This window comes from Paenibacillus sp. IHB B 3084 (assembly GCF_001447315.1).
Lineage (GTDB): Bacteria > Bacillota > Bacilli > Paenibacillales > Paenibacillaceae > Paenibacillus.
Map to the genome: position 1 here is coordinate 3264727 of NZ_CP013203.1, position 14246 is coordinate 3278972.

Sequence of the window (14246 nt, forward strand, 5' to 3'; positions counted from 1 at the left end):
AGTCAACCGGATACTTGGAGCTTCGACTGGCGAAATTCAAGCGTGTATCAACAAAACGAGTGGACGAACTACAATGTGGCAGATGAATACTCCTACGATCCTACAAAAAATTAGTTTGCAGATTAGAGTAAGGTGACGCTGTACCAGAACGATAAACTCGTTTGGGGTTAGGAGCCTTAAAGCCTGACGGAGCGGCACTCGTATGGGTGCCGCTCTTTTCAAATTTAAAGGAGGAAAGCGGCATGAAGGTGAAAAATAGTAGCAGTAGTATTTTGTCCAAGCGTTCCAAATGGCTGCCTGTCGTCATGGCATGTACGATTATAGTAGGGGGGGCTCTACCGGCTCCAACTGTAGTTCACGGTCAAACGGCAAAGACCGTTACCATTAAAGTCGATACATCCAAGGATCGTAAGCCTATTAGTCCTTATATATACGGTACGAATCAGGATTTGGCAGGCGATGAAAATCTGGCTGCCAGAAGACTTGGTGGCAATCGAATGACCGGCTACAATTGGGAAAACAACATGTCCAATGCAGGAAGCGATTGGGAGCAATCCAGCGATAACTATTTATGCAACAATGGCGGTCTGACAAAAGCCGAATGTGAAAAGCCGGGAGCGGTGACAACTTCGTTTCATGATCAATCGCTGAAGCTTGGCACTTATTCTTTAGTCACGCTGCCGATGGCCGGTTATGTGGCCAAGGATGGAAACGGAAGTGTGCAGGAAAGCGAAAAGGCTCCTTCCGCTCGTTGGAATCAGGTTGTAAACGCCAAAAATGCGCCGTTCCAACTGCAGCCTGATCTGAATGACAATCAGGTTTATGCGGATGAATTCGTCAACTTTTTAGTGAAAAAGTACGGCGTTGCTTCAACAAAAACGGGCGTGAAAGGATACTCGCTCGACAATGAACCCGCTCTCTGGTCGCATACGCATCCGCGCATTCATGGTGAAAAGGTCGGAGCGAAAGAGTTGGTAGACCGGTCGGTAAGTTTATCCAAAGCTGTTAAAGCAGTTGACGCGGGTGCGGAAATTTTTGGACCCGTTCTTTACGGTTTTGGCGCCTATACAGATCTTCAAACTGCACCTGATTGGAACTCTGTAAAAGGCAACTACAGCTGGTTCGTGGACTATTACCTGGATCAAATGCGCCTTAGCTCGCAAGCTGAAGGCAAGAGATTGCTGGATGTTTTCGATGTCCACTGGTATCCTGAAGCGAGGGGCGGAGATATTCGAATTACGGATGAGGTAGGGAATGACGAGACGAAGAAAGCCAGAATGCAAGCGCCTCGTACTTTGTGGGATCCGACCTACAAGGAAGATAGCTGGATTGCTCAATGGAACAGTGAATTCTTGCCTATACTGCCTCGATTAAAGCAGTCGGTGGATAAGTATTACCCGGGAACCAAGCTGGCTTTGACCGAGTATAGCTACGGGGGCGAAAATGATATTTCCGGCGGTATCGCTATGACCGATGTGCTGGGCATCTTGGGCAAAAACGACGTTTATATGGCAAACTACTGGAAGTTAAAGGATGGTGCCAACAACTACGTTAGTGCCGCTTACAAGCTTTATCGCAATTATGATGGAAAAAGCTCTACTTTCGGTGATATCAGCGTTAATGCGCAAACGTCGGATATTGCCAATAGCTCGGTGCATGCTTCCGTAACGGATGCATCCTACAAAGAACTGCACCTCGTTGTCATGAATAAAAGCATGGACAGTGCATTCGACGCCCAATTCGATCTTTCCGGCGAGACGACTTACGGTTCCGGTAAAGTATGGGGCTTCGACAAAAATAGCTCGCAAATTAAGGAAGCAGCGCCAATCACGCAAATTTCAGGCAACCGCTTCACCTATACAGTACCGCCTTTGACGGCTTATCACATCGTGTTGACTGCCGGCAATGATACGTCTGTGCCACCTGGGGAAGGTCCTAAAAGCTTTGCGCTGAGAGCTGAGGCTGGCGATGGGAAAGTCGATTTGTCCTGGGACGCTTTCAGCGGAGTTGTAGGTTACAGTGTACAGCGGGCAACGTATGAAAACGGTCCTTTTGCTGCTGTAGCATCCAACTTGGTCGAAACGTCTTATACGGATACTAACGTAACGAACGGCACTTCTTATTATTATAAAATAACCGCAAAAACAAAGGCGGGAACGAGCGAATCCAATGTCTTGAAAGCGGTTCCGCGAACGCCTGTAGACGGACAGGATCGCTATGAAGCCGAAGATGGCACGCTGAAGGGAACAATTGTGGAATCCAGCGGGACCGGCTTCTCGGGTACTGGTTACGTAACTAATTTCCACAATGCAGGGGATTCCCTGACGATGACGATCCAGGCTCCAACGGCAGGTTTGTACAATCTTGCAATCGGCTACCGTTCTCCTTATGATGACAAACGCACGAATTTCTCCTTAAACGGCAAAGCGTCTGGCGAACTGGTGCTTTGGAAATCGGCTGATTTTAAAGAAACTTCCGGTGGTAAGGTTCTGTTGAATGCAGGGGCGAATACGATCGGTTTTGAAACGGGCTGGGGCTGGTATGATATCGACTACGTCAAGCTGGAGCCTGCTGCTGACCGTCCACCGCATGCGGTAACCAAAACGCTCACCAATCCGAATGCGACGGTAGAAGCAAAAGCATTGATGAACTACCTGGTTGATCAATACGGGAAGAATATGCTTTCCGGTCAAGAGGATATGCCCGAAATTGATTGGCTTCAAGCAAATGTAGGTAAAAAGCCGGCTATTGCGGCGCTTGACCTGATTGACTATTCGCCAAGCAGAGCGGAACACGGTCTTAGTTCCACAGAGACGGAAAAGGCGATTGAATGGGATAAGCAAGGGGGCATTGTTACCTTTGCATGGCACTGGAACGCGCCGAAAGGTCTTATCGATACGCAGGGAAAAGAATGGTGGAGAGGCTTCTATGCCGATTCGACTACATTCGATATAGAATATGCGATGAATAATCCAGAGTCCGAAGATTATAAATTGCTTATTCGCGACATCGATGTGATTGCAGGGCAATTGAAGAAGTTGCAGGATGCGAAAGTTCCTGTCCTGTTCCGTCCTTTGCACGAAGCGGAAGGCAAATGGTTCTGGTGGGGCGCTAAAGGTCCTGAGCCTGTTAAAAAATTGTATATTTTAATGCACGACCGTTTGACTAATGTGCACAAATTGAACAATCTGATTTGGGTTTGGAATTCTGTTGCTCCGGATTGGTATCCGGGAGACGAGTATGTGGATATTTTGAGCTTTGACTCTTATCCGCAAGCAGGCGACTACAGCCCGCAAATTGCAAAATATGAAGACCTTGTTGCATTGGGCAAGGACAAAAAGTTAGTTGCCATGAGCGAAAACGGACCTATCCCGGATCCTGATCTGATGAAGGCGTATCAAGCCCATTGGAGCTGGTTCGCTACATGGTATGGGGATTTCTTGAGAGACGGCAAACAAAACAGTCTTGAGCATCTGAAAAAAGTGTATAATCATCCGAACGTCATTACGCTTGAAAAGCTCCCGACTAACTTAAAAACGTATGGTATTACCGAGCAGCCGTCAGAACCGGGCAGCTTCACGCTGAACGCAGCGGGCGAAACGGCGAAAGTAAAGCTGAGCTGGACAGCATCGGCGAAGGCGGTAAGCTATGAAGTGAAGCGTTCGACGGCTGAAAACGGCGCGTTCGCCACAGTAGCGAGCGATGTATACGGAAGCAGCTACACCGACACAGCCGTAACGGCAGACACGACGTACTACTACCAAGTCGTAGCGAAGAACGATGCAGGACAAACGGTTTCGAACACGGCTAGCGCAGCGCCGAAAGCGGATGCTCAGGAGCCGACAAAGGGACTGTTACTCCAGTATCGCGCAGCGGATACAAATGTGAACGACAATAACTTGAAGCCGCATTTCCAAATTTTAAACAAAGGTACAACCTCCGTACCGATCAACGAGTTGAAAATTCGCTACTACTACACGATCGACGGTGACCGTGAGCAGACATTCAACTGCGACTATGCGATGCTGAGCTGCTCAAAGCTGAATGGTAAGCTGGTTAAAATGGATAAGGCCGTAACCGGCGCTGATTATTATTTGGAAGTCAGCTTCAACTCGAATGCAGGTGTGTTAGCACCTGGAGGAAACACAGGCGAAATTCAAACCCGTATTCATAAAACAGACTGGTCGAACTATAACGAAAGTGACGATTACTCGTATAAAGGCACGCAAACTTCATATGCTGATCATACGAAAGCTACGTTGTATCATAATGGCGTACTTGTTTGGGGAACCGAACCGACAGCTAATTAAGACAGGCGTCTGATATACGGCGACATGTGAATCAACCGATTATTTTCATTTTGAAATCAGATAAATACCATCGCTGAAATGAGCAGGGGGATTTAGTTTCCCACCTGCTCATTTTTTTGTACAAGAAAACCCCCAGTTCGACTGGGGGTTCAGGAAAGCTTATAGCTATGTTTACTAGGGATAACAAAGGATGGACAAGAGCAGTTTGGCACGCCGATAGTAACCCACCCAAGCCGATCTCAGTTTGGCTGACCGACAGGCAAATTCTTGAGACTCGTCTTTTTATTGATTATTTTGTAAAAAAAAGAAATGATATGTTTGTTTCAATCTTTTTTGTAACACATCAAGAAATATAATTTCATTATAGCCAGTGGAAAGGAGGATAGGTTTAGGAATAATTGGCTCAGTGGATGCAGGGACGAACTCAGAAGAAACCTGTTAATAGCGACTTGCATTTTAACAAAGAAGCAAAAATCACCTGTTTCAAAGGAGGCGTAGGTATAAGGTAATGCCGCATTTTGAAATTATCTTGTTCTTTTTATTAGACGATCCAAAATCAAACCAATAAGATACCAGAAGCCTAGTGTAGTCAAGTATATAACAGGCATTGGAATATTTGCTTCTCGCACAAATCGAAATGATTCGTACATCCAAACCAAAGGGCTAATGATAGCCAATAAAAAATTATAGTCATCATAACCGGAAATATTTATAGTAATTACTAAAATTGAGATTAGAATCAACCAAAAGCGAAATGATTTCATCAACCATACCTCCAAACAAATATTTACAGTTAACATAACATATAGTCGTCGTTGTAGCAAAAAAATAATACAACAAAGTATACACTTACTTCTTGGACAGTATGAGTTAATTTTCATTAAACATGAAAGAAGGTCAAGTGATGAAAATAAATAAGACGGTTGTAACAATCGGGACTACCATTCTCTTAATTTCCTCTCTTGGATGAATCCGAGAGAGCCCTTTTTCCATGAAATCATCAAAATTTGTAATGAATGAAGAGTTTGAATGTTGAAAAAGGGATGTGTTTCAAACCCCAATTATCACGGGAATCGTTAAAAGAAGACTTCTTTCTAAGGCATCATAAATTAAAGTAAGAATAGGACTATATATTTCATTATTTACTTTATTTTGTATTAATTATGAATTTACTATATGATTACATTTACATATAAAATATCACTTGTGATATGTAAAAAACTTATTGAGGGGGATTGACATGGAACCCACACCTACGATCCGCTCGAAGATAGAGACAGAACTAAAGCAGAGGGGCTATACATTTAGCAGCTTCAGTAAAATATCTGGAATTAACCGTGGTACATTCAGTACCATGCTGAATAGTAACCCACCCAAGCCGATCTCCGTTCGCCAAATGGACTTGATTACCCAAGCACTGGGATATCCTGAGGGCTGGCTGTATGAGTTGTACATAGATGAATGCTTTTACGAAGGAAAAGGGCACTGGAAACGGATTAAGCCCTTTTTATTGCGTTGTGTGGAGTTAGGGAGGAAAGACTGTATTCAAAAAGTATTGTGGAGACTGACAGAGGACTTGTCCTATGTACCGACGATATTTGAGCTTGGAGAAGAGTTATATTCCGAAGGCAGAGAAAAGGAAGCGATCCCTTTTTATGAATGTGTAATCGAAAATGAAAAATATCGTCATTCGGAGCGGTTGGCTATAAGCCAATATAAAAGGTTTAAAGCTTGTACAATGTCTGATTTGGAAAAGAGTCTTGAGTTAGTATTGGAATTTACACCTTATCGTAATTTGCTTCCTGAGCATTATCAGTTGGAGGCGATTCATAAGATCACAAATATATATTTTTACTTACACAAATGGGATGAGGTAGAGAAGTATGGTCATGAACTAAAGAAACTGGCTAATGTAATCTATATGGATCGGCAAATAAGGAAGGGCAAAAGAAGAGCAGATCATTGCTCACGTGCAGAAAGGCACTTGGTATTTTACTACGGTTATGGATTCCTTTCTGTCTCAACAGCTTTACAAAAGAAAGGATATATTAAGGAGGCAAAGGCAGAGCTTGAGGGCTATGCAGATTTAAGCTGGTTTAAAGGGCTTGATTTAGAAGGTGAAGCAGATGTAGAGCAATTCCGTTTGTGGGCTAAAGCCAACTCGTATACTTTAGATTTACTATTGGGAAATAGAGATATCCTTCCTGAGTATATAGCTTTCCTCGAAAATCACCCTGAAGAAGTAAGCTCTGGACTCATAACCATACTAGAATCTGCCAATAAGTATAATTTTGATGTAGACTCTATCATTGACAAATACTCAGAACGAATAAAGAGATTACAGGAGTCTGAGGATGTTAAACAAATGACCTATTATTATTGTTACATGTATCAACTCGCCATTTACCATTACAGACGTGGGCGAATACTAAAAGGGCAAAAGAACACCCTCAATTATCTTTCATTATCCAAGCAAAGAAATTGGTTTAAACCACCAGTTTCTATGGAGAATCTTCAAGATCATATGCAATTAGACTAGGCCAATCTTAAGGGATTGGTCTTTTATATTGATTATTTTGTAAAAAAAGAAATGATTTGTTTAAAAATATCCTTTTCAAAAGACATCAAGAAATATAATGGAATTAATTAGAAGAAAGGAGATGGGGAAATGAAAAGGTTAATATCTTGATGATGTCTATAATAGCTTGGAAGTTCAATGTTTGATTAGTAAAGTACTAATGCTTGAGAATAACAGAAACGTAGTCACAGACATAAAGCAAGGCATTTAGTAGCTCAGGAACTTTTAAAGAAAACTATTAAAGAGGAGAAATGACAAATGAAAAAAGCTATCTTAGCACTATCAATTTCTGCGCTAGCGTTATCTTTAGGGGGAGTAGCTTCCGCTTCATCTGTTGAATCCATTAATCAAATTCAATCATCTGCGGTAAAAGTAAGCTCAGCAACAGTAACAGTGACTTTTGAACCTGCTAACGGTGAAAAGCTACCTATCAAGCCACAGAAGGATGTTCCGTTAGGTATGGGGAGCGAATATTATATGGATGGCTCCAACTGGATGATTCTATATGGAAGCAATGTCGTTAGTCTTTCCGGCAATAAAGTTACTATTATTGGTTATGGTACAGCTCAGGTTAAAGCTTTTAAATCTAATGGTGCCGAGCTAGGTGTATACACCTTTATTGTAAAAAGATAATGATATGAAGAAAGCGAGTGAAATTCACTTTCTTCATATCAAGCTGTCGAGGAAAATCTCGACAGCTATTTCTTATTTACTTATTGGCAAGGTGAACTCTAGTTTAGGAAAATATTCTATTATTTGGTTTCCGTTTTTATCTAATTCAAACTGACTTTTGTCTTCTTTTTTAAAGATATTCTTGTAAGTTTTAATGGTAATTGATTTTGGAATGGATTTAAAGGGTTCGAATTGGGAATCAGTAACTAAAACATTACCATCTGTTGCGCTCCAACCACTACCACCTATTAATTTTAAAGAAGTTCCTTTTTCATCAAAAAGCTCATAACTTAGAAAAGGTAATGAAGAAATTTTTGAATGTTCAGGTAATACAATACGTGTAGTAATGTTGGTTGTAATCGGTGTAAATTCGATCTTTTCCAACTTAAGATGAATATCCCCATAATCTCGACTAATGGAAGGTGTCAGGACTAGATTGTTTTTAGTGTTTTTTTCTACAGGAATACTAATTTCAAATGGTTGTTTAATACCAGAGACAGGGACTGTTATCGTTAGCTCAAACTTATCAGGAAATGCTTTTCCTCCTTGATTGCGTAAATCTGAAAATTGTAAAATCGTTGAATTATTGTCCTTTCCCAGAATGGTATAAGGGTCAATTGAATTGCTTGTGTTGGAAGGTGCATAAGAATTAACTGCATCTCCGTTAATTGAAAGTAGAATATCCGTGATTAACGATGATATATTTCCTTCCGCATAGTTGCTTCCTTCTTCGGTTTTGCGCTCTAAAGCAATAGAAACGCGAGTACCATCAAACATGACTTCTGGAACGCTGAGAGTCAGGCCATCGTGAGTGTCACTAAGATTTGGTTTTGATAACAGCCCTTTTTCGTCCGCTGTTTGTAACCCAAGGTCACCAGCTAGCTGGAATATAGAATTCATACCTGGAATTTGTCTAATAGATGCAGCCATAGTTGGTGAAATAAAGCCAGTACCAACCACAAGCATAAACGTCATTGCAAGCGTAGCAGAAGTCACAATAATTGTATTACGTGTCCTTTTTGGTAGAGTGTTAGATCGCTTATGGCGTCTTGTGCCTACTTTCTCAAAGCGGTCCATAGTTTTATCAATTAAATCAACTTGTATTGGAGTATTTCGAATAAGCTTTTGTAATTGCTCGATTTCTTTATCTTCCGGTTTTAAAGGAATGTTCATACTTTTTTCCTCCCTTTTCCTTTTGGTGATTTAATTTTTTACGGAGTCGCTCATATTTTTTTCGGATGGTTGATGGTTTTAGTTCCATAATTGTAGCAATCTCTTCATAGCTGTATTCCTCCAGCGAGCGTAACAATAAAATTTGGCTCTCTTCTAACGTTAGCTGGTCCAGTAACTCGTGAATTAAATCTGTATATTCGTGTACTGGTTGTTGCTTCAGGTTCAATTTATACTGGATGAAGGATTTAAACGTTCTAGTGTTTCTTTTTAATAAGTCATTACAGTGATTTTGAGCAATTTTGTATAGCCAAGCTGAAAAGGAGACTGTAGGTACAAAATGATGGATGTGCTCAAGCCCTTTGATGAATATTTCTTGAGCAGCATCTTCCGCTTCTTCCTGATTTTTAAGTAAATAGTAGCAATATAAAAAGATCTGTTGTTGATAACGCCGTATGATATGTGTGTATGCTTGTTTGTCGCCCGTTTGTACCTGTTCTATTACAAGGTTGATATCTGCATCTTGCTTATTTACATGTAGTTTTTCCATTAACTTCCCTCCTTTCTGCCTATATAACTGAAAAAGGGATGCATTTGTGACAAACAAATAAAAAAACGTGAAGTTTGCTTTTAATGCCTCTCTTTATGTACTTCATTCAACTTTTCAATTATCATGGGATTCGTTAAAAATAGACTTCTTTCTAAGGCATCATAAATTAAAGTGACTATATAGACCATATATTTCACTATTTTCGTTATTTTGTATCGAAATGAATTTACTATATGATTAAATTTACATATAAAGTATCAATGATGATATGTCTAAAACTTATTGAGGAGGATTAGCATGGAACATACACCTACGATCCGCTCAAAGATAGAGACAGAATTGAAGCAAAGGGGCTATAGTTTTAGCAGTTTTAGTAAAATCTCCGGTATTAACCGTGGCACATTCAGCGCCATGCTGAACAGCAACCCACCCAAGCCGATCTCCGTTCGGCAGATGGATTTGATTACCAAGGCGTTGGGTTATCCCGAAGGCTGGCTGTATGAGTTGTACATAGAAGAATGTTTTTATGAAGGGAAAGGGCACTGGAAGCGGATTAAGCCGTTTCTGTTGCGTTGTGTGGAGTTAGGAAGACAGGACTTCATTCAAAAGGTATTGTCGAGGCTAACAGAGGACTTGTCCTATGTGCCGACCATATTTTCGCTTGCAGAAGAACTACACGCAGAAGGAAAGGAAAAGGAATCAGTTCCTTTTTACGAGTGTGTAATAGAGAACGAAAGATATTACCATTCGGAGCGGCTAGCGATTAGTCAGTATAGATTGTTTCGCATACAATTAGGTACAAACGCGGAGGAGAATTTAAAGTTAACTATTCAATTCTCACCTTTTCTATATCGTTTACCTGAGGCGTATCAGTTGGATGCACTATTGCAAATGGCTAATATTTATTCTTCTTTGCACAAATGGAGTCAAACTATTTTTCACAGTCAGAAATTGCTGGAACTCGCAACTCGTATATATGAATATAGAAAAGCCCAAGGTTATAAAAATTATGATGAGCTTGGGCCATACTCTAGTGAACGTTCATTAGTGGTATATTATGGACAAGCACTATTAATGCAAGCTTATTCTCTACAGAAGCAAGAATTGTATCAGGAGGCTAAAAAAATGGTTTCCCGATATGCTGATCTAAGTTGGTTTAGAGGTTTGGACGAGATTGGCCAACGAGAAGTTGAAAAAATAAAAATGTATGCTACAGCTAATGGATATGTACTAGATTTATTAATGGGGGACAACAGGAATTTGGGGGATTATATTTTACTGCTAGAGGAAAACGAGCAAGAAATATTGCCAGGCATTCTCACATTATTAGAGGTGGCTAATAAACAGTTTTTAAATATAGACTATATATTAAATCATTTCAGTGATTACATTCGAAAATTTTCTGAAAATGAAGATGCTTTATATATGGATGATTACTGCAATTTTAACTTACAACTTTCCATTTATCGATTCTATTCCAAAAATTATACTTTAGGAATTGATACAATTCTTAGGAATTTGGAGCTTGCAACGTTATTGAATAATTCAAATGTATTTGCACAATCTATTATTTTGTTTGAGAAGTACAAGGGTTTTGCTACAAAGAAACAATATGCTGAATTTACAATTCATAAGAAGAAATTTGAAAAGGATTTTAATTTTGCATTCTAATAAATAGTCAAGAATCAAGAAACATGAAGTCATTTTAATTTGATCTTATTATTCGACAGGGGGGTGAACATGGAACATACACCTACGATCCGCTCAAAGATAGAGACAGAATTGAAGCAAAGGGGCTATAGCTTTAGCAGTTTTAGTAAAATCTCCGGTATTAACCGCGGCACATTCAGTGCCATGCTTAACAGCAACCCACCTAAGCCAATCTCGGTTCGGCAGATGGACTTGATTACTCAGGCGTTAGGATATCCGGAAGGCTGGCTGTATGAGTTGTACATAGAGGAATGCTTTTACGAAGGAAAAGGGCATTGGAAGCGGATTAAACCTTTTTTACTGCGTTGTGTGGAGTTAGGGAGGAAGGATTATATTCAAAAGGTACTGTCAAGACTGACTGAAGACTTGTCCTATGTGCCGACTATATTTTCGCTTGCAGAAGAACTACACGCAGAAGGAAAGGAAAAGGAATCAGTTCCTTTTTACGAGTGTGTAGTAGAGAACGAAAAGTATTATCACTCGGAGCGGCTGGCAATCAGCCAGTATAGGCTATTTTCTTACTCTTTAAATAAAGATTTGGAGAATAATCGCCAACTGGCTATAAAATTTGCTCCTTTTCGTAAGAATTTGCCTGAAAATCATCAATTGGACGCTCTGTTAAAGCTGGCAAACGTGTATTTCCAAGTTCATGATTGTGAGACGGTTATACAGTATGCGAAAGAACTCGGAGTACTAGCCACAAATATTTATCAGCAGCAGATTCAAACTAAATTGAAAAAACGTGAAGTTAAACCTTTAAATACAGAAAGACATTTAATTGTGTATTATGGTCAAGCATATTTATTACAGGGAAGTGCCTTTGAGAAACAGGGACTGTATGAAAAGGCTATGGAATTCATACCTTACTACGCAAATTTAGCTGGTTTGGAAGGGATGAATGAAATTGGAATGTTTGAAGCGCGAAGACTCCAATTGTTTGCGAATGCAAATCGCTTGAGTTTAGAGATTTTAATGGGGAATATGACTAATCTATCTGGTTATGTTGAACTTATTAAGAATAATCCTCCAGAGATATTGCATGGGCTACTAACTATTATGGAATCAGCCAATACCTACAAGTACTCAATAGATGATGTTTTGACCCTATTTGCTGAGAATATTAATGATTTCAGAGACTTACGTACAAATATTACTTACTATCATAATAATTATAATCTGGTGATCTATTCCCGTTTTTTTCTTGAGCTTAGTCGCTACTATTTTAATAAAGGGAAAAAGTTTTAATCTGTACATTGACCTCACCGCGCTCCAATTTGCCGATATAGGAGCCTGTTGAATCGGATGCTTCCGCCAGTTGTTCTTGTGTAATACCACGCAACGTCCGAAATTGGCGGATTTTCGCTCCTATGAGTTTTGTTGTTTCCATAGACATCCACACTCCTATAGTATGAGTGTAGACAAAGGTAGATCAAGCGTGGAGGTAATTGTATTGCCTAAATAGTATAATATTAAGTTCTTGTAAAGACTATTAAACACACATTAAATTCCAATATATATTAAAACGGTGTAAAAAAGGGGTTGACCATCATCCAGTTTATTCATATAATTTCTAGTATATTGTAATTGTTTGTCGAGGAGGGTGATTTTTAAAATCATCTGAATACACGGGGGTGTTTTTATTGGAAAATGCAACCACGATTCGCTCGGAAATTGAGAAAGAATTGAAACTCGGAGGCTACACTTTTAATAGTTTTGGACAAGCCACAGGGCTTAATCGGGGCATATTTAGTGCTATGCTTAATGGCAACCCGCCTAAACCGATTTCCGTAAGACAAATGGATCTAATTACTAAAGCGCTTAACTATCCAGAGGACTGGTTGTATGACTTATATGTAGATGAATGCTTTTATGATGGAAGACCTCATTGGAAAAGGGTTAAACCCTTTCTGATTCGTTGTGTTGAGGTGGGAAATCTGCGGTGCGTGGAGAAGGTGCTTTCACGGTTAATGGAAGATCTTAACCACATTCCAACGATCTTTGCTTTGGCAGAGGAGTTGTATGAAGAAGGGAAGCTACAAGAAGCAGTTCCTTTCTATGAATGTGTCATTGAAAATGAGAAGTACCAACATTCCGAGAGGTTGGCCATCAGTCACTATAGAATTTTTTCGATCTCTGTTAATGAAAATCTAGAGAGAAATTCAGAAGCTGCTTTAAGATTTATGCCCTTTAGAAATCGTGTACCCTTAAATTACCATTTAGATGGGCTGCTTAAACTCTCAAATCTTTATTACAATTTGCATCAATGGAAAGAAGCAGAGCGTTATGCAGATGAATTAAGAACTCTTGCGAGTATTGTTTGTAAGAGTAGAGAAACCAATAAAAAGAAGTCTACATTAAAAACAGAGAGGCATTTAGTAGTCTACTATGGTCAAGGTTACTTGATGAAAGGCAATGCTTTGGAAAAACAAGAAAGATATGAGGAAGCCATGAAGTATATTTCTGGCTATGCGGATTTGAGTTGGTTTGAAAATTTAGGGGAAATTGGCCAGCAAGAAGTGCAAAGGTTTACTCTTTGGGCACATGCTAATAAACTTAATTTAAATATTCTTATGGGCGATACAGATAGTTTGCCAATGTACATTCAATTTCTTAAAGATAATCCACCTGAAATTTTATTGGGTTTATTAACAATAGTAGAGTCAGCTAACAAGCATGGCTTTTTAATTGAACATATTCTCCAACGGTTTTCTCATGAATTCACCTCATTTAATAATGAATTATCTGTGGACACCAGTTATTATAAACAGTCATTTAGTTACGACACATATGCTGATTTGTGTTACCAATTGGCTATATATATGTTTAATAACCTTTTTCATGAAAAAGGTATTTATTATGTTTTGAAAAGTTTGAAGAAATGTCTTGAAATCAACAACAAGGAAAAGTTTATGGTCTGTACAGCATTGTTTGAAAAGTTTAGACTTGCGGCCACAAAAGCTCAAATATCAGAGTATGAAAGTATCATGGAGGGGGTTTTGGTAAATGCAAGTAAAAAACCTGAAATACATGCTAATTATAGGGCTTTTTAGCTTTTTGGAATTTTCCCATAACATTATTGTCTTTGGACATGGATCTGGAGCTTAATAGGTATCAAAAAACCAGTCCTAATGAGGGCTGTTTTTTGATTTATCCCGTTAAAGGGATGAAATGGGTTTTATTATATTATTAACCTGTAGGGAAGGTATCAGCTTGTAAACTAACTGTAAATACCATACCAAACAGGAGGTTTGTTAAT

At 39.5% G+C, this 14246-nt stretch carries 8 protein-coding genes and 1 pseudogene; 6 read left to right on the forward strand and 3 right to left on the reverse strand.

Annotated features, from left to right (window positions below; genetic code table 11):
- The first annotated feature begins 242 nt into the window (after positions 1–242).
- From ASL14_RS15320 to ASL14_RS15335, 3 genes are all read left to right on the forward strand, one after another.
- Entirely contained in the window at positions 243–4310 is a 4068-nt protein-coding gene (locus ASL14_RS15320) for a glycosyl hydrolase (protein WP_134912236.1), read from the forward strand.
- A 1240-nt stretch (positions 4311–5550) separates the two neighbouring features.
- Positions 5551–6849, forward strand: a complete 1299-nt coding sequence (locus tag ASL14_RS15330; protein ID WP_134912238.1) for a helix-turn-helix domain-containing protein — start codon at positions 5551–5553, stop codon at positions 6847–6849.
- A gap of 297 nt (positions 6850–7146) precedes the next feature.
- Positions 7147–7521, forward strand: a complete 375-nt coding sequence (locus ASL14_RS15335; protein ID WP_134912239.1) for a BLB8/JUQZ-1 family protein — start codon at positions 7147–7149, stop codon at positions 7519–7521.
- Positions 7522–7593: 72 nt separating this feature from the next.
- Here ASL14_RS15335 and ASL14_RS15340 read toward each other — a convergent pair whose 3' ends face one another.
- On the reverse strand, positions 7594–8733 hold the full coding sequence (locus ASL14_RS15340) for a DUF4179 domain-containing protein (RefSeq protein ID WP_134912240.1): 1140 nt from the start codon (positions 8731–8733) through the stop codon (positions 7594–7596).
- Positions 8705–9280, reverse strand: a complete 576-nt coding sequence (locus ASL14_RS15345) for an RNA polymerase sigma factor (RefSeq protein ID WP_134912241.1) — start codon at positions 9278–9280, stop codon at positions 8705–8707. The genes ASL14_RS15340 and ASL14_RS15345 overlap by 29 nt, the downstream gene beginning before the upstream one ends.
- Positions 9281–9577: 297 nt before the next feature.
- Between ASL14_RS15345 and ASL14_RS15350 the strand changes: the two genes are divergently transcribed.
- The gene (locus tag ASL14_RS15350; protein ID WP_134912242.1) at positions 9578–10951 is read left to right on the forward strand and encodes a helix-turn-helix domain-containing protein; all 1374 of its coding nucleotides are present in this window, start codon (positions 9578–9580) and stop codon (positions 10949–10951) included.
- 69 nt (positions 10952–11020) lie between these two features.
- Positions 11021–12235: a helix-turn-helix domain-containing protein gene (locus ASL14_RS15355; RefSeq protein ID WP_223264004.1), complete on the forward strand. Its 1215-nt coding sequence runs from the start codon at positions 11021–11023 to the stop codon at positions 12233–12235.
- Here ASL14_RS15355 and ASL14_RS15360 read toward each other — a convergent pair.
- A pseudogene (locus ASL14_RS15360) lies at positions 12228–12377 on the reverse strand (helix-turn-helix domain-containing protein); the annotation flags it as partial. The gene ASL14_RS15355 and the pseudogene ASL14_RS15360 sit on opposite strands and share 8 nt — an antisense overlap.
- A gap of 253 nt (positions 12378–12630) precedes the next feature.
- Between ASL14_RS15360 and ASL14_RS15365 the strand changes: the two are divergent.
- The gene (locus ASL14_RS15365; RefSeq protein ID WP_134912243.1) at positions 12631–14040 is read left to right on the forward strand and encodes a DNA-binding protein; all 1410 of its coding nucleotides are present in this window, start codon (positions 12631–12633) and stop codon (positions 14038–14040) included.
- Positions 14041–14246: the final 206 nt, after the last annotated feature.